Source organism: Anaerospora hongkongensis (assembly GCF_004339805.1).
In the GTDB taxonomy this organism is placed as follows: Bacteria; Bacillota; Negativicutes; order Sporomusales; family DSM-15969; genus Anaerospora; species Anaerospora hongkongensis.
On sequence record NZ_SLUI01000017.1, the window covers coordinates 59554 to 75923 of the forward strand.

Annotated in this window: 16 protein-coding genes and 1 other annotated feature (1 of these 17 running past the window's edge); of the genes, 14 read left to right on the forward strand and 2 right to left on the reverse strand. The window is 46.3% G+C overall.

Annotated elements, in window-relative coordinates; genetic code table 11:
- Positions 1–218, forward strand: a binding site (T-box leader) (it extends 34 nt beyond the left edge of the window).
- 44 nt (positions 219–262) lie between these two features.
- The 8 genes from EV210_RS19685 (at position 263) to EV210_RS19720 (ending at position 7246) form a co-directional block, all read left to right on the forward strand.
- Complete coding sequence (locus EV210_RS19685) at positions 263–823, forward strand: shikimate kinase (RefSeq protein ID WP_132083071.1); 561 nt, start codon at positions 263–265, stop codon at positions 821–823.
- A gap of 74 nt (positions 824–897) precedes the next feature.
- The gene (locus tag EV210_RS19690) at positions 898–1281 is read left to right on the forward strand and encodes a hypothetical protein (protein ID WP_132083072.1); all 384 of its coding nucleotides are present in this window, start codon (positions 898–900) and stop codon (positions 1279–1281) included.
- Positions 1282–1555: 274 nt separating this feature from the next.
- Positions 1556–2101 (forward strand): cob(I)yrinic acid a,c-diamide adenosyltransferase, encoded by a 546-nt coding sequence (locus EV210_RS19695; protein ID WP_132083073.1) that lies wholly within the window; start codon positions 1556–1558, stop codon positions 2099–2101.
- A gap of 368 nt (positions 2102–2469) precedes the next feature.
- Positions 2470–2898, forward strand: coding sequence for a hypothetical protein (locus EV210_RS19700; RefSeq protein ID WP_132083074.1), 429 nt, complete (start codon positions 2470–2472; stop codon positions 2896–2898).
- 15 nt (positions 2899–2913) lie between these two features.
- The gene (locus EV210_RS19705; protein WP_132083075.1) at positions 2914–3651 is read left to right on the forward strand and encodes a hypothetical protein; all 738 of its coding nucleotides are present in this window, start codon (positions 2914–2916) and stop codon (positions 3649–3651) included.
- A gap of 28 nt (positions 3652–3679) precedes the next feature.
- Complete coding sequence (locus tag EV210_RS19710) at positions 3680–4027, forward strand: hypothetical protein (RefSeq protein WP_132083076.1); 348 nt, start codon at positions 3680–3682, stop codon at positions 4025–4027.
- Positions 4028–4094: 67 nt separating this feature from the next.
- The gene (locus EV210_RS19715; protein ID WP_132083077.1) at positions 4095–4349 is read left to right on the forward strand and encodes a hypothetical protein; all 255 of its coding nucleotides are present in this window, start codon (positions 4095–4097) and stop codon (positions 4347–4349) included.
- A complete protein-coding gene (locus tag EV210_RS19720) occupies positions 4346–7246 on the forward strand; it encodes a hypothetical protein (protein WP_132083078.1) in 2901 nt (966 codons plus the stop codon). The genes EV210_RS19715 and EV210_RS19720 overlap by 4 nt, the downstream gene beginning before the upstream one ends.
- A 10-nt stretch (positions 7247–7256) precedes the next feature.
- Here the strand turns inward: EV210_RS19720 and EV210_RS19725 are convergent, their stop codons facing one another.
- Together EV210_RS19725 and EV210_RS19730 are read right to left on the reverse strand one after the other, a co-directional pair.
- Complete coding sequence (locus EV210_RS19725; RefSeq protein ID WP_132083079.1) at positions 7257–7781, reverse strand: hypothetical protein; 525 nt, start codon at positions 7779–7781, stop codon at positions 7257–7259.
- A gap of 99 nt (positions 7782–7880) precedes the next feature.
- Entirely contained in the window at positions 7881–8402 is a 522-nt protein-coding gene (locus tag EV210_RS19730) for a hypothetical protein (protein ID WP_132083080.1), read from the reverse strand.
- Between the two features lie 79 nt (positions 8403–8481).
- On the opposite strand from EV210_RS19730, the gene EV210_RS19735 reads away from it, so the two are divergent.
- The 6 genes from EV210_RS19735 to EV210_RS19760 are packed head-to-tail and all read left to right on the forward strand — an operon-like array spanning position 8482 to position 16311.
- Positions 8482–9081 carry a DUF2460 domain-containing protein gene (locus EV210_RS19735; protein WP_165898976.1) on the forward strand — a complete coding sequence of 200 codons (600 nt, stop codon included), beginning with the start codon at positions 8482–8484 and terminating at the stop codon, positions 9079–9081.
- Positions 9078–9947 carry a DUF2163 domain-containing protein gene (locus EV210_RS19740; RefSeq protein ID WP_132083082.1) on the forward strand — a complete coding sequence of 290 codons (870 nt, stop codon included), beginning with the start codon at positions 9078–9080 and terminating at the stop codon, positions 9945–9947. Before EV210_RS19735 ends, EV210_RS19740 begins: the two co-directional genes overlap by 4 nt.
- A gap of 16 nt (positions 9948–9963) precedes the next feature.
- Positions 9964–10398 carry an NlpC/P60 family protein gene (locus EV210_RS19745; protein ID WP_132083083.1) on the forward strand — a complete coding sequence of 145 codons (435 nt, stop codon included), beginning with the start codon at positions 9964–9966 and terminating at the stop codon, positions 10396–10398.
- Complete coding sequence (locus EV210_RS19750; protein ID WP_132083084.1) at positions 10399–12357, forward strand: phage tail protein; 1959 nt, start codon at positions 10399–10401, stop codon at positions 12355–12357.
- Positions 12358–12376: 19 nt separating this feature from the next.
- Entirely contained in the window at positions 12377–12733 is a 357-nt protein-coding gene (locus EV210_RS19755; RefSeq protein ID WP_132083085.1) for a hypothetical protein, read from the forward strand.
- Positions 12730–16311, forward strand: a complete 3582-nt coding sequence (locus tag EV210_RS19760; RefSeq protein WP_132083086.1) for a hypothetical protein — start codon at positions 12730–12732, stop codon at positions 16309–16311. The genes EV210_RS19755 and EV210_RS19760 overlap by 4 nt, the downstream gene beginning before the upstream one ends.
- Positions 16312–16370: the final 59 nt, after the last annotated feature.

Consider the following 16370-nt stretch of genomic DNA (forward strand, 5'->3'; position numbering starts at 1 on the left):
AACGTGCAGAGAGCCGGTGGTTGGTGCAAACCGGACGCAGGGTTACAGTGAAATTCACCTTGGAGTTGCAAGTTGAAACTGCAAATCGCTTTGCAGCAAGTAGACTGTGCCGGCAGCCACCGTTACCAGGATAGGATATCGGAAATGTTTATTTCTCGTATCTGAAGCGGTAGTAATACAAGTTCGGGTGGTAACGCGGGAGTAATCTCGTCCCTATAGGGGACGGGATTTTTTATTTTTATTGCTATAAGGAGCTGATCATATGGCGGGCAGCCACAGGCAAAAAAATAACATTGTGCTGATTGGTTTTATGGGGACAGGAAAGACAACGGTAGGACGGCTATTGGCCCAGCGCACCGGCAGAACATTTGTTGATCTTGATGAAGAAATTGAGCGCTCGGTAGGGTTACCGGTCAGCACAATTTTCGCTCAATACGGAGAAGCCTTTTTTCGGGACCAGGAGCGGCAAATCATCAGGCAGCTAAGCGACCGGAATGACAGGGTTATTGCAACCGGCGGGGGAGCTGTTCTCTGTGAGGAGAATGTGAGTAACCTTCGACAGTGCGGACTCGTGATTGCCTTGCAATGTCAACCGGATATCATTGCCAAGCGCATTGCGGGTGATCCTGATGTGCGTCCGTTAGTGAAGCAGGAGAACAGTCTGCAGATCATTACCGGGTTATTGCAGGAACGCCGCAGCCGGTATGAGGTCGCCAATTTTACGATCGATACAAGCTGGATTACTGCCAGTGAGGTTGTGAGCAAACTGGAGAACCTAATTACCATATGGCAGGACTCCGTGTTAGTGACTGAGTCCATTTGACTTTACCCCGGCAAAGTACTATCATAATTTCATTGGATTTATTTGGTATAGGGAACATAACAAGAGGTGAGATTATGAAATACACTGGCGAAAAAGCCTTTGTCGGTAAAAGTGGTGTTTTTAAAGTTCTGCAGTATATGCCGGCGGAAGCCGAAATTAAGATATCCCTGAAGTCAACCCTTAGTTTTGAGGAAGAAGAGTTCGGTGAAGAGCAGGAAACAGAACTGCTGGACCGGGCGAATGCGGATATCATCATTGGAATTGCCTATGATGATATTGATGAAATATGGGAGACGACCAGCCTGAATGTACCCACACTAGGCTTGGCAGGCGTAAACGAATTCCTCTTGGCTTTGTTTGAGCAGCAGGACCAACTCAGCGCCGTAGAGGATGTCATTGCAGTGCTGAAAGAATTATTAAATCAAAGTGAAGTTGTCTGGGGCGTTGATTATTTCTAAGCAGCGCCGAAAGAAACGAGATGGGAATACTGACGTTTGGCAGTATTCCCATCTTTATTGTTAGAGGGGGTCAGGCTTGACTTATTATAAAAATTGACTTATTTTAAATTGTTCTGACCTTTGTAAAAAAATAATGATTTCTATATTGGAAAAGAAGGAATTGCAAATAATAAATAGAAGCATATATTAAACAATAAAGATAATCGATATCATTTAATAAAGAATATCCTTATTCTTAAATACTAGATTAATACACATAAAAGAGGTGTTTCGTATGATGATCTATACTCGTGGCGGCGACAAGGGGAAAACCAGCTTACTTGACGGAACCCGCGTTCCCAAGAACAGTGCCCGCGTGGACAGTTACGGCACTATTGACGAATTGAACTCTACGCTGGGGTTTGCCAAGAACTTCTTGGAAGACCCTAAGATGCGGGAGAAGATTCATATCGTACAGCGCGAATTATTTGCCGTAGCTGCCGAACTGGCCGATCCGTCAGGCCGGGAGTTTTCCTCTAAGCTAACGGAAGAGCATATTACCCGTTTTGAGGGCTGGATTGACGAGTATGTGGCCAAGCTTAGCCCGGCTACCAAATTTATTGTACCTGGCAGCAACAAGGAATCCGGCATTTTACACATAGCCCGTACCGTGTGCCGCCGGGCGGAGCGACTGATCATCAGTCTGGATGAGCACGAGCCGGTTAATCCGCTGCTGATTAAGTATATTAACCGCCTGTCGGATGTCTTGTATATCCTGGCCCGTACCGTAGAGGAGCGGCAGGAACTGGTGACGGAATATAGTGATCACCCGATGCAGTAGTAGCCGTAAAGCCTTGTCCTGCCAGATTAATAAAGCAACCTTTCAAAGAGACCCGAGTACGAAAAAAACGTACTCGGGTCTTTAAATTTATAAGCATCTATACTTTTTTAGGTCAAATTGTACGGATAAATAATAGAAGAACAAAATGGTAGTATGTGTTTTCGGAAGGGGACATTAGAATTTCCGCAAAAATTTATTTGAAAAATACTACCTAATTTTTCATTTCATGTACGTATAAAGAATAGGGGGTGAAAATATGTTTTGTCCATTACTTTGTAGGCAGCTGGTTGGTCTAAGGTTCAAAGCAAAAGATCAAATTGGCAAGTCCTGATAGTGGTCAGCGGTGCAATGAAGGAGGTGATTGAATCATGAACCGTGAGGAGATTTACAGCGCTTTGTTCCGAAAGATAGAAGCTATTGAAAACCTGGTCACGGTTAGCCGAGTGTTAAAGCACTGGGACAACGTACCGCCAAGTGGACAGCCAGCACTTTTTATGACGCAGGCTGGCGAAGTGCCGGTCAGTCGTCCGGGCTTGCCGACGACGTGGAATTTGGCGGTAGATTTACATCTTTACTGCAATGTTGGGAATGACAGTGAAGCAATACCAGCAGCAGCGATCAATCGGTATCTGGACGCGATTCAAAAAGCGCTGGAGCCGGAGAAAATCAGTGGCTGCCAGACACTGGGCGGATTAGTGCGCGACGTAAAATTCGGAGAAAAAATTGAAACCTACGAAGGTATGTTAGGGCCGCAGGCGGTGGCGATCATACCAATCAATATTATTTTAGAGGATTAAAGGGAGGAATTATTTATGAGTCAGTATATGTTTGGAGCAGGGAATATGTTTTGTATACCGAAGGCAGCGGTGCCAACGCCGCGCTTGTTGGGGACAATGCAGGAAGTAAGCATTGAGTTTAGCGGAAATATCAAAGAATTATTCGGACAAAATCAGTTTTCGGAAGCTGTGGCACGGGGCCAGCAAAAGGTTACGGGAAAAGCGAAGTTTGCCAATATTAAGATGGATACCTACAATGATCTTTATTTTAATGAAACAGCAACGGTAGGACAGAACTTGGTGACGATTAATGAAAGCCAAACGGTAACAGATGCTGGCTATACAGTAATTGCCAAGAAAAGCAAGTTTTTAACCGACCTTGGCGTGATTGACGGGGCAACAGGCAAAGCTTTGACAAGGGTAGCCTCCGCCCCGAAAACCGGTGAGTACGCACTGGCAAATGAAACAGGTACATACACGTTCAATGCCGATATGGCGGACAAGCAGGTTTATCTTTCCTATATGTATAGCGATGCTGTAAATGGCAGAACAATCATCATCAATAACCAACCGATGGGCGCTGCGCCGTCATTTATGGGTATTTTCAGCGGCAGGTTCGGCGGCAAGGAAATGACGCTGATTTTAAACACCTGCGTTGCATCAAAATTGAGTTTGGTTACGACAAAGCTGGAGGATTTCAATATTCCGGAATTTGACTTCTCGGCGTCGGTGGATGAACTTGGACGGCTTGGAACGCTTTCGTCTGCGGACTAAATGAAATAAGGGGAGAGGGTAAAAAACGATGAATGCAAATGAACTTTATGAAGGCGAGAGCATAAAAATCCGGGGAAAAGAGTATATCGTACCGGGGTTGTCCTTGGGACAGATTGAGAGTATGGCCGATAAAATCCAGTCCATTGCGGAAAATGGCGACAAATTGAGCAAGGAAATGATGACAACGATTTCCGAGATCAGTCATGCGGCACTGTCCAGGAATTATCCGGCAATGACCTTGGATGAGGTTAAGGATATGATGGATATGCGCAATATGAAAGTTGTGCTGGAGGCAGTTATGGGCGCCTCCGGCTTCATGAAAATGAAAGGTGCAGGAGGTAACGGCGCGAAAGGCGCAACCTTAAAAAGAAGTTGATTTTACCGCGATCTATTGCGAGATCGTGACAGCGACGGGCTGGACGTGGGATTATGTGCGCTCTGCCATGACTTTTAAGCGCTATGAAGCGCTCAAAAAGTCGTGGCGCGAGCTGCCGCCCCTCTCTATTACGACGCTGGCAATTGCGAAATGCTTGGGAATGGAAATGAAGGCTGTACCGGATCGGGTGCAGGCAAAGCAAAGTTCAGATGTTTTCTTTGATGAATCCTATTATGAGAATACAGAGGTGTCGCCTTGGCGGCAAGGCGGCGGCGGACAATTGACCGCAGAATTTCAAGCGGCGGGAGGTGAAATAAAATGAGTGAAGATACGGTACAAGTTAAAATTGAGGCGGATTCCAGTGGTTTTTCCGGAGCGCTAAAGGATGCGATGAGCAGCCTTACCGATATGGTCGGTGAGATGAAAAATGGTTTTGGTGAGATGACAGATGCTATCACAACCTCCATGAAAGAGGCTTCGGACGCATCAAGCATAGCAGCGCAAAACATCTCAGCTGGGATAGAAGAATCGGCGGTGCAGACTGCGCAATCCATCCGTAATCTTTCACAAGCGCTTAAAGGATTAAAACCGGAAATGGAAAATACAGCTTCTGCAAAAGGGATTGCAGGCAGTATGAAAGATGCGATGCAATCGGTGATTGGGCTGACAGATTCGATCACGAATCTGAAAAAACCGTTGGTATTGCTCAATGATATTTATGATGCTATCGATAATATGAAAAAGGCCATGCTTTCGGGTGGACTGACAGCAGCCTTTAGAGCGCTGGCAGGGGCGATGAACATCAGCCCGCTTGTCCTTGCGGTTACGGCGTCGATAACACTATTAGCTGGGTGCGTCTATCTGGTCTATACAAATTGGGAAGAATTCAAGGGCTGGTGCATTGGGCTGTGGAATGGAATCGTAGATCTTATCGCCAATAATATTGGTTTAATTATGGCGCTGTTTCCGGGGCTTGGGGCAATCATTTACTTAGTCTATGAGTACTGGAACGACGCGGTACAGGCGGTCAGTGGGCTATGGACGAGTTTTACAAAATTCCTTGATGAGATCGTTCAAGTTGTAAAACGAATTATCGACAGCGTAAGCGAAGCTTGGCCGAGGTTTGTCGACGGCGCGCAAAAAGGGGTAAGTAAATTCGCCGATGCACTAGCATCCTTGGTTGGGTCCTTTATCCCCAATTGGGCAAAATCGCTATGGAGTCAGGTAGTAAGCCTTGGCAACGCGCTCGCGGCTAAAACGGCGGAGATTGGCAATGCGATCCGGAAAAATTTAAAGATATCCGGCGAAGGCGGCAATGCAAGCGTCGGTGAGGATGGAAATGCTGACGAGAGCCTCAAGAAACCGGAGCTGCCGAAATTTATGCCTGCAATGTCTGCCGGCAGCTTCAGTTCCGGCGGGCGGGCATCCGGACAAGATAAATCCGAGTATGAAAACGCGAAGAAGCTTTACGACCAGCAGCTTCGGTTGGCCGACTACACGGCGACAGAAAAGGAAGCGCTATATAAAAAGTACTTGGAAAATGTGCAGAAATCGGATCAAGAGGCTATCGATTATAAGATCGGCCTGTACCAAGTGGAAAAGAATGCGTTCGCCGAAATGCTCAAAGGGCAGGAAGCAGATCTTCAGAATGCCAAGACGCGTGGACTGGTTACAGAATTGCAATATCATACCGAACTTGCCGAGATCAAAAGAAAGAATTTGGATGCCGAGGTCGCTTTCAGGGCAAAGGCGGCAATGGAAGCAGAGAAGCTGTCCGAAGCAGAAAAGACACAGCAGCTTGCGGCGTACAAAGAAAAAGTAGAAGCAACTGTATGGTATAAGCAGGCTTTAAAAGAAGTTTTAAACGCCGAAAAGACGCTTGCTGATTATCAGCTAAGCATCGCAAATAAAATTAACGATTTCCGAAAACAGGTAGCGTTGGATTCCATCGCAGCGGAAGAAAACCGGCTGCATTGGCTGTACGAACAAAATTTGATCAGCCAGGAGAAGCTTACTGCCGCGCTGAAAACCTGCGAAGAGCAGCGATATGAGATGGAAAAGGCAAGCCTTGAAAGATCATTAAATGAATGCGCCAAGGATGCCGGGAAGATGCAGGAAATATATCAAAGGTACGTTGACGCGCGCGATCAGGCGACGCGTGAAATGATCATGCAGGAAATTGCCGCAAACGGGAAAAGCGCCGACGAAGCCATTCGCATTTTAAACGAATTATATGCCCTGAAGGTGCAGCATGAGAAAAAAGAACAAGAGCTGGAACGTTCACTGGTAGATGAGAAAATTAAGAAGATTAGGCAGATCAGTGATTCGCTGAAGGACAGTATGTCTCAGGCCTTTCAGGACGTGCTGACCCGGCAGGCAAATTTTCTTGATGCTTTAAAAAGTATTTGGTCAACGACCATGAAAAGTATCCTAAAGCAGTTTACCGATACGATTTCTCAGACCATTATTAAAAAAGCTTTTGATAATCAAATAATAAAGAATGATGAAAAGGATATTCGCAGAAGTCCTAAAAAAAATGTTGGTAATCAAGCAAAAGTTGTAACAGAAAAAGCAGCGCAGGCACAGCTTACAGCAGCAAATGCGCAAGGTAACGCACAGCGATTGGCACAAGATCGAGTATCAGGTCAGCAGCAAATCATGACAAGGGGACTCAAAGCGGAAGCTGAACAAGCGATAGAAACGACTAAGGATACCAACATAACAGCTTCGGCGCAGGCGGCAGGTCAAGCGTCAGTAGCGTCCATTCAATCGGCCATTACGGCAATGATCGAAATGCTGCCCATGCTTATTTTGATGAGCGTGCTCACCGGTATGTTTGGCGGTGGCGGCAGTAAAACAACCGAAAGCACGGGGCCGGGTATCAATCTGGGCCGCAATCCCGACAGCTATTATTCTACGCCGACATTGACGGGAATCCCCTCTTTCGATGTTGGTTCCTGGCGGCTTCCGGCTGATACACTGGCGATGGTACACAAAGATGAAATGATTGTACCTGCCAAAGGGGGCCTTGCTGATGGGATGCGAGATTTGTTAGGAAGTGGCGGCGGGCAGAGCACTCCGACGATCAATTTGAACTATAGCGCTGCGCATTATGGCCGCACGAATAAAGATGTACAGGCAGAGATTAAGCAAAACGCACGGTTTCTAGTTAAGGCTTTAGGTACTGAACACCGGAATTTCAATCGCGGTAAAAAATAAAGCAGGCTGCTTATTGTGCAGCCTGCGCCGGGGAATCTGTCTTTGGCACATATTTGGTAAATAGTTCCTGTGCTTCTTTAATCACTTTAAAGGGGAGAACATAGTCTTCTCTAAAATCGCCGCTCAAGGAATAAAAGTAAAATCTTACGGCAACATTTTTTTTCGTGTTCATTAAGGCAGTGTAAACATTTTCAGGGAGCGGAAAGGAGCGTCGGACAAAAGCGCCGCGATAACTATCGACAGTGGTTTCCCAGGTGAAGATGGTATCATCTATTTGCATTTTTATAGTGTCGCCGATAGCATAGCCATCATCACGCAGAAAAGCGATTTCAAAACCTTTCCCATCGTAAACATCACCCTGCCTAAAAAAAACAATAAAAGATGAGTTAAGAAAGTCCATTGTTGATGCCGCGCGACTATAATCCACATAATACCAATACGTGCCTTCAAAATGATCCGAACCTTCTTTAATCTTTGCCAAGCAAACGCCCTGTACCAGCAGAAGCGCTAAGCAGATCAAAAGTATCTTCTTCATACTATCCACATCCCTCCAATTTTGTATAATGCTACCATTCTCTGTTCTGATTTGGAAATCCTTTGAGGCAGGTAATGAATTAAAATAAAGCAGCCTGTTTTAATTTGCAGGCTGCTTTGCAGAGGAGCTGCCATATGTTTTATACATGGTCTGAACCTCTTTGATTTTCTTATAGGGAATAGCAAAATCTTGTTTGTAGTCGCCGCTGATGTCTTTATAAAAAAAACGCAAGGAAATATTTCTATTTGTATTCAGTAAAGCCTCATAGACATTATCCGGTAAAGTAAATGTGAAATCTACAGCGCCATTTCTGCGCGAGCTTTGGTGATTGGAATCCCAAGTGTAAATTGTATCATCAATTTGTACTTTAATTGTAGGTTCAATGGCGTAGGCAGTCTTCGAATTTAAAAAAATCTGCAGATATTTTCTATCACCATTTTCCGGGTCAGGGAAAAGCGTAAATGAGGCTACGGTATATTGAGGATTATAGGGATCGTAATAAGTCGCATCCACGTAGTAGCAAAATGACCCATCAAACTTATCCACTTCTTTCTCAATCTTTGCCAAGCAAACGCTTTGCAGCATCAATAGTGCTAAGCAGAGCAAAAGTATCCGCTTCATCTATCCACATCCCTCCAGTTTTGTATAATGCCACCCTTCTCTTCTGGTATTTAAAAATCCTTTCAGGTAGGTGATGAAATTGTCAAATACCATATTCCCAGAGCTTCGCGGCTTGTCGTGGAGCGTAACTAAGACACCGGAGTTCTACACTCTGACTAAGACAAGCCCGACGGGGCTGGATGTCAGTGCCGTCTTGTCAGCCTATCCACGCTGGCAATTTTCCTTAAGTTATGAATTCCTTCGTGATGATGGCACGGCGCGCGGTGAGCTGCAAAAGCTGTTAGGACTGTTCTTGGCCTGCAATGGCAACGTTGAGGATTTTTTATACCTTGATCCTAACGACCATAAAGCGCAAAACGAGCTGATTGGCGTCGGCGACGGTGCAGCAACGGATTTTCAACTTTGTCGTACCTACGCCGGATTTACCGAGCCGGTTTATGGCGTAAAAGATACGCCCGTTGTAGCCGTTAACAACGTTCCCGCGCCCTTTTCCGTATCTGATACAGGTATTGTGAAATTTAAGAAGGCGCCGCCGGAACGTGCTGTAATCTCCTGGAGCGGCGAGTTCTATTACCGCGTAAAATTCAAAGAGAGCAGCATGGAATTTGCTAACTTTACGTATCGGTTATGGGAAGCAAAAAAAGTTGAATTTGTATCCGTAAAGAGAGTAAGCGGATGAAGAGAGCAAACGAAGAGCTCAACCAGTTACTGCTACAACAGCAGGTTTTTTATATGGCTGACTTGTACACGATTACGCTGACAAACGGTGTGATCCTACGCTATACAACCTGCGACGTCAAGCTGCTGGTCGGCGGTAATACCTATCTACCGTTTTTGATCGAGCGCACCGGCACAAAACAAGCGCGCGGCATCAGCGTTGATGAGGTTAACCTGACTATTACGGTAGATCAAAATGATGTGATTCCCGGCGGGCTTACTTTTATGCAAGGCGTGGTAAATGGCGCGTTTGAAAATGCGATCCTTCAGCTTGAACGGGTATTTTCGCCGGAGCCGTTCCGGTTCAACATGCCAGCGATCAGCGCCAATTATGCGCTTTTATGGTGGATTGGCCTGTTTAATATCAACAGCGCCGGAGGCAATACCATCGAGGCAACGGCTGCGGCCATGACACAGCTTTTAAACGTCAAATTCCCGCGCAATCTTTACTATCCTCCTTGCATCTACACGCTCGGTGACGTTGGCTGCAAGGTGGATTTAAATCGCTTCAAAGTGCTGGGGCAAGCTGCGGCATTCGGTACACGCAGCATAGTCAAAAGCAATTTAACTTTCAACAACGGCTATCTGTCGCAAGGCAGCATCAGATTTACCAGCGGTGCAAATACCAACGTAACGCGCAGCATCCGCAGCAATACCGGTGGAACAATCAGCGTCGTGCTGCCGTTTCAGGCAGTGCCGGAGGCGGGGGATACATTTGAGGTGTTGCCTGCTTGTGACAAGAGTATGAATTGCTGCCGCAATAGATTCAACAATTTGAGCAATTTTCGGGGCTATCCGTTTATTCCAGTTCCTGAAACGGCGTATTGAAGGGGTGATAAAAGGTATGAAACAAGACGAAGAAAAGCAGCGGCAGGCAATTGTAAAAGAAGCGCTGGAATGGCTGAATACACCATACCATCATATGGGGCGCGTCAAGGGTGCAGGCGTGGATTGCGGGATGTTTCTCCTCGGTGTTTTTGAAAACTGCGGTCTGATCAACCATGTCAAGGTTGACTATTATCCTCATGACTGGCATTTGCACCGCGACAAACAGCAGTATTTGGAATGGCTTAGTCAATACACGAAGCCGGTAGATGTCCCGGAGCCAGGGGATATAGTGGCTTACAAATACGGGCGTTGTATATCTCACGGGGCAATCGTAATCAGGTGGCCGCAGGTTATTCACGCATACATCGATTTAGGCGTAGTGCTGGCTGACGCGAGTAAAGGCGAGCTTGCCGTGCGGCAGCAGGGCTTTTACTCCTATTGGGGTGAGTAGATGGGCGGAATATTCGGTGGTGGAGCGACCATCAGCCACGAGGAAAACCGGATCAATGCATTGCAAGTACAGCAGAGTACTTACGGCACGGTTGTCCCCGTCGTTTTCGGCACAAATCGTGTGGCTGGCAATCTCATTGACTACATGGATTTTACTGCGATCCCGCACACAAAAACGACCACCAGCGGTAAGGGTGGTGGAAAAGTCACGTCCAGTGAAACCACCTATACTTATGAAGTAGCAATCATCTTCGCGCTCTGTGAGGGCGCAATATCGCATTTTGGCAAGGTCTGGCGTGATAAGGAGATTTACAGCAGCCCGAGCGAATTGAGGTTCGTCGCCTTTACAGGAGCGGCAGGCCAGCAGCCTTGGGACTATATGGCATCCAAGCATCCCGAGCGGGCGCTTTGCTATCCCGGTACGGCTTATCTTGCGGCGCCGAACCTTGATCTTAGAAACAGCGGCAGTCTGCCGAACTTAAACTTTGAGGTATATGGCAAGTTGATTTATCCTGGGTCTTTAGATGCTCATCCGGCGGATATCATTGCCGCGATTATCGCCGACGAACAAATCGGCGTTGGCTTCCCGGCAAAGTATATCGATGATTTAACAGGCTTTCGTAATTACTGCACCGCAAACGGCATCCTTTTTTCTCCGACTTATACGGCGCAGACCGAGGCCCAGGAGATCATTACAAGCCTTTGCCAAGCGGCGAATACTGAGCCGGTATGGTCACAAGGCAAGCTACGATTGATTCCTTACGGTCTGGCAGAGGTCACGGGAGGTGGTGCAACCTACAAGCCCCCCAAAGCACCAATTTACGATATCACGATGGATGATTTTGTTTATGTTGAGGGCGAGCCGCCGGTCAGGGCTAAGCCGAACCTTGTTGCCGACCGCTTCAACGTTCAGCCTATCGAAATCATGAACCGTGCCAATGACTATAACATCGAGCCGATTAAGGCAACCGACGATGTAGATGTCAGTACAAGAGGCATCCGGCAGGCTGACAGCATCGAAATGCACTTTATTACCCAAGCGTCGGTCGGACAATTTGCAGCACAAAGCATACTGCAAAGGCAGCTTTACACGGCCATGCAGTATGAATTTACACTTTCATGGCGGCATTGCCTCCTTGATCCGATGGATGTTATAACAATCACAGAAAAAGCGTTTCTGGGACTGGATCATCATCCGGTCAGAATCATCGAAATTGAGGAAGATGACGAACAAAACTTGCGGATTGTCGCTGAGGACTGCCCTGAGGGCGTCAATAGTCCGACTGTCTACACCACGCAGGCAGCTGATCGTCCAAGCCTTAACGCTGCTGCCGATCCAGGCGATGCGAACCCGCCGATTTTGTTCAATGCCCCCGCTGGCTTAACCGGCGGCGCACTGGTGGTATATCTGGCTGCCAGCGGTAAAAGCATCAATTGGGGGGGCTGCGGTGTCTGGGTATCGCAGGATGGCAGTACCTATCAGCGGATTGGCAGCGTGACCGCTCCGGCGACCATGGGACGGCTGACAGCGGATTTACCCGTTCCGCCGCCGGAAACGGAGACGGTAGAAGGCGGAATGCAGAACCCGGACATAACCAATATTCTAAGCGTGGACTTATCCGAAAGCCGGGGGCAGATTTATAATGTAGCGAAAGAAGCTGCCGACACCTATACGACGCTATCATATGTAGACGGTGAGCTTATCAGCTACAAAGACGCCGAATTGACGGGTAAAAATTGCTATGATGTTTCCTATCTGGTGAGAGGTATCTATGGAACGCAGATAAGCGCGCATAAAGAAGGTGCGCCGTTTATAAAACTCAACGAAGCGGTCTTCAAATACAACTACGCCGAGGTCAATAGCGGCCAGACCATTTATATTAAACTGACATCCTTCAACGTTTTTGGCAAGAGTGAGCAGCCATTAGAAAGTGTGGAAAGATATAGTCATATCCTATAGATAGGCAAGGAGGTGCGTAATGAGAGCTGCAGAACTGAATTTATATATTGAGCAAGGGACGGACTGGGAAAGAGTACTGTCATTGTATAAAATTGATGGAAAACCAATAGATTTAACAAACGCAACAGTAGAAATGCAAATTCGAGAAACAGCACAATCCAGCAGTGTTTCGTGTTCGCCAGCAATTGAGATTTTACAACCGGCCACACAAGGGAAAATCAAAATAGAAATCGGCAGAAATATGCAACTAGATGCGTCAGGAGAGGCATATTGGAAAACAGAGCGATATGTGTACGACCTGTTTATTGTCTACAATGACCGCCGTAGAAGGCTTTTAAATGGCTTTGTATTTGTTAGCCCGGAGGTGACGAAATGAGTATCGATCAGGCACGGATTATTGGTGCACTTGATATGGACAGCGATACACCGATTAGTATTTTGGACTCGAATGAAATTGAAATTAAAGTAATAGAGGTTGGCATTCCAGGACCCAAGGGCGATGGGAGAGGATTCGATGATTTTGACACTGTGGCGGATCTAATTGCATCAAGTGATACACAAGTTGGGTACAGTGCAGCGGTACGAGGGTATTATGAGCCATATGATGGGGGAGCAGCTAACTATATTATCATTGAAGACAATACAGATAAGCCCTGGGCGATAGCGCTGAATAACGGCCTTTTTGCCGAAATCAGCGAAAAAGAAGAAGTGAATTACAAGCAGTTTGGTGCTTTTCTTGATGGAGTTAACGATGATGCACCTGCAATGCTACTCTGCCATAAATACGCAGATTCACTTTTTAATTATAACGGTACCGGTCTGTTAAAACAGTATTTTTGCAAAGTCACAAATCATCAAGGTATCATTTATAAGAAAGGGACGGATGCAATCGCATGCTGCTCTGATGTGGATCTTAGCGGTTCTACGTTACTTGTAGACGATACGAATGCGACTTGGTTTGGCATTTATGTATGGGGTGATGTCAATTCCCTATTTTTTGACTACGAATTGTCGGATGATATGAAAGCATCCTTTGAAGCGGATAATTTCGTAATCAAAATGCCCAGTGCCGATCAACTGCCAGCAAATACAGTCTTGAAAATAGAGGAAGAACCCTATCCTGCTCGTGATGACTCAGGATACCTCTATACGGTAGCTCGTCGTGAACTCATGGTGCATGGAATGAATGGCATTTGTACTGCGCCGCTGGTAGATGACTGGACCCACGCAGGTGGTGAGGAAATCAATTGTCAGATTTCGGATCTTGAGCATGGAACGGTGACAACCCAGCAAGCCTTCACGAGATTGAAAGCCTCTTACACCTACGTTCCCAATGTACATGGTACGTTTGTTGGGTGTGATGTCAAGTTGGACGTATCTGCTAATAAGTATTGCTCTGTTATGTGGTGCAAGCGGCATAATGCCACGGTGAAGGATTTCCTATTCCACCCGAAGCAGGAGGAGTTACACAATACAAAATTCAGAAATACCATGATTTACCTATGGGATTCGTACAACGTAACCGTAAAAAATCTTCAAGGCTTCAATGCTTCCGGACAGGCGCAGGGGAGCGAAAGTGGGACATCGGGTTACATGCTGCGCATCACTAATTGTGCGGATGTACATGTAGAAGATTGCCGAATGCAGGGATATTGGGGCGTTACCGCAATGGACAGCGTCAAAAATATTTATTTCAAGCGCTGCCATCTGAACAGGCTCGATATTCATGATTACTTCGCCAACCTATATGCTGATAACTGTACTTTTTACAATCATGCCATTCAGATAGGCTATGGCAGGGGAGTGGCTTCTTTCACAAACTGCTTATTTTTCTACAACAACATCCCGAATGACTCTTATCCCTCCTCTCATATTGTTGAGTTTAATCTTACTTATGGCCGAATTTTTGAAGGTTCCGTATATGTTGACAATTGTCGTGTCGTTACCAAGAACCCGCCGGACGATGAGTTTAATATCTTCAAGATGGAGTTTTCGCCACACGCTACCGCAATAACGAAGCACTTTAAATTACCAGAGATTATCTGTAAAAATCTCTATATTCACTCAAGTAACCCGAATACTCACTATGCATATTTTAAAATAACAGGTACACGCCGGGCGACTACCAGTACTACTCGCCCTTCGCATGTCTATGGCGTTTCAAATGATGGCACTGTCACATGGGAATATTATGGACGCGGTATTAATTGGGGCGATGATATACGGTCGATCCCTGTAAACGGTGTTTTGCGAGTGATGGACTCCTTCCTCGACAAAGATAAAAAGACGCAGTTCTACAACCGACGTTACTACATCTGCACACAAGCAGGTATGTTGGACTTTAGCGGGAGTAAACCGCAAAATAAGGACAATATAGAATTTACTTGTGGCACTGCAAAACTACGCTATACGCCTGATATCCTCTGGAAAGCGAAGCATAACTACGCAGTGGGAGATTTATGTGCTGCAAGTCAATCCAATTTCTATCCACTTAACTTATTCCGGTGTACTAAAGCTGGACAGTCAAATGGGTATCCGCCAACGCATACAAGCGGTACGGTACTAGAAGGTGTCAATGATGCAGTCAATGAACCCGATGAATGTTGGTGGTCTTTCGTATCTCCGAAGGCCAGCTGGTGCAATGAATGGAATGCCAATATGTCCGTAACTGCAGGAGAGCGTATTCACATTCCCACTGAAGGGCGAATTTATGAAGTGGTCAAGTCTGGTGTACTAACAGAGTACCCTCCATATGACACGTTTTGGTTCGGAAAAAGTGAATGTGGTACAGCTATCCTTAGATTTATTGGGGCGACATGGACTCATCACGCCTGGTATGCCAAGGGGTCGTTTTGTGAAGTAATGGGTAACATTTATCAATTGGTTAATCATGACGGCACTACAACGGGCGTTTTACCAACACGAGGTAATCCATTTTGCGTTGACGGGGACATTATCTGGGAGTATAAATCTGGTTATACATCTCCAGTCGTAGTAGATCCTGATCCCCCAGACCCTTCCGGCGCTGTAGGGTGGCAAGCGAACACCCCTTTTGCAGTAGACACTACCATTAAGTCGGGGACGCACCTGTATGTGGTTCAGATGGGGACAAGCGGCTCGTCTCAACCTACCGCAACCGCAGTAGGTACAGTGATTATGGATGGTGAAATCCCTCTTGAGTGTTTAGGCAGGCATGCTCTAACTTGGCGTGTAGCAGGTAATACCTATGCGGTAGGGGATATCATTTGTGATAATACCTTTGTTGTTAAATGCATTACAGCAGGCACAACGAATATTAATAATAAATGGGGACCTGTAGCTGGGGCAGCATGGACGAGTGCAGGGACTTTCCAAGACGGCTCCTGTGTATGGCAGCGGCTTACCAATACAGAGGCAGATGGTGTATGGAGAAATTCCAGCACTAAATACAAATCGGGCATGATCTTTATTTGTGACTATGGCGAGACGGGAGGGCAAGTGCGCCTTTACCTCAGTTTACCCGGGACAAGCGGCTCTTCCGCCCCGACAGATACTAGCGGTAACGTATTTAAAAATGGTACTGTCATCCTAAAATATATCGGCGAGGCTGCAGTAGCTCGAGCAGCAACTACAAACCAAACCACGGCTGCTGAAATCGATACTTGGCAGGCCAATACAGCGTATGCACAAGGTGCGCAGGTAATCTCCAATGGATACACGTACGAATGTGTCTTTGATGGTAAGCTAGTTTTGCCCAATAAGACTATCTTTGAAAACATTACGACAAATATGAAATCAGGCCATATCTTTTGGTTTTATAGTGGGACGAATGTTCCGACAAAGCAAGGAGATCGGCCTTGGGTAATTGTTGCAAATAACTGTGAAGCCGTTGATAATACGGCTGAGGGTATAACGGGAAATACGCCGTATTTTTGCCATACTGGCAATCCTGCGCCAACTATAGTTATAAAATAGACTAGATTAATCCGGAAAACCTTGTCCTGCCAGATTATGAACAATCTGGCAGGACTTTT

Bases quoted from the DNA above. Each gene is read 5' to 3' on its own strand.
- EV210_RS19715 (WP_132083077.1), top strand. From the start codon at position 4,095: ATGACTTTTAAGCGCTATGAAGCGCTCAAAAAGTCGTGGCGCGAGCTG.
- EV210_RS19725 (WP_132083079.1), bottom strand. From the start codon at position 7,781: ATGAAGAAGATACTTTTGATCTGCTTAGCGCTTCTGCTGGTACAGGGC.
- EV210_RS19705 (WP_132083075.1), top strand. From the start codon at position 2,914: ATGAGTCAGTATATGTTTGGAGCAGGGAATATGTTTTGTATACCGAAG.
- EV210_RS19690 (WP_132083072.1), top strand. From the start codon at position 898: ATGAAATACACTGGCGAAAAAGCCTTTGTCGGTAAAAGTGGTGTTTTT.
- EV210_RS19760 (WP_132083086.1), top strand. From the start codon at position 12,730: ATGAGTATCGATCAGGCACGGATTATTGGTGCACTTGATATGGACAGC.
- EV210_RS19755 (WP_132083085.1), top strand. From the start codon at position 12,377: ATGAGAGCTGCAGAACTGAATTTATATATTGAGCAAGGGACGGACTGG.
- EV210_RS19720 (WP_132083078.1), top strand. From the start codon at position 4,346: ATGAGTGAAGATACGGTACAAGTTAAAATTGAGGCGGATTCCAGTGGT.
- EV210_RS19745 (WP_132083083.1), top strand. From the start codon at position 9,964: ATGAAACAAGACGAAGAAAAGCAGCGGCAGGCAATTGTAAAAGAAGCG.
- EV210_RS19750 (WP_132083084.1), top strand. From the start codon at position 10,399: ATGGGCGGAATATTCGGTGGTGGAGCGACCATCAGCCACGAGGAAAAC.
- EV210_RS19710 (WP_132083076.1), top strand. From the start codon at position 3,680: ATGAATGCAAATGAACTTTATGAAGGCGAGAGCATAAAAATCCGGGGA.
- EV210_RS19740 (WP_132083082.1), top strand. From the start codon at position 9,078: ATGAAGAGAGCAAACGAAGAGCTCAACCAGTTACTGCTACAACAGCAG.
- EV210_RS19685 (WP_132083071.1), top strand. From the start codon at position 263: ATGGCGGGCAGCCACAGGCAAAAAAATAACATTGTGCTGATTGGTTTT.
- EV210_RS19730 (WP_132083080.1), bottom strand. From the start codon at position 8,402: ATGAAGCGGATACTTTTGCTCTGCTTAGCACTATTGATGCTGCAAAGC.
- EV210_RS19695 (WP_132083073.1), top strand. From the start codon at position 1,556: ATGATGATCTATACTCGTGGCGGCGACAAGGGGAAAACCAGCTTACTT.
- EV210_RS19700 (WP_132083074.1), top strand. From the start codon at position 2,470: ATGAACCGTGAGGAGATTTACAGCGCTTTGTTCCGAAAGATAGAAGCT.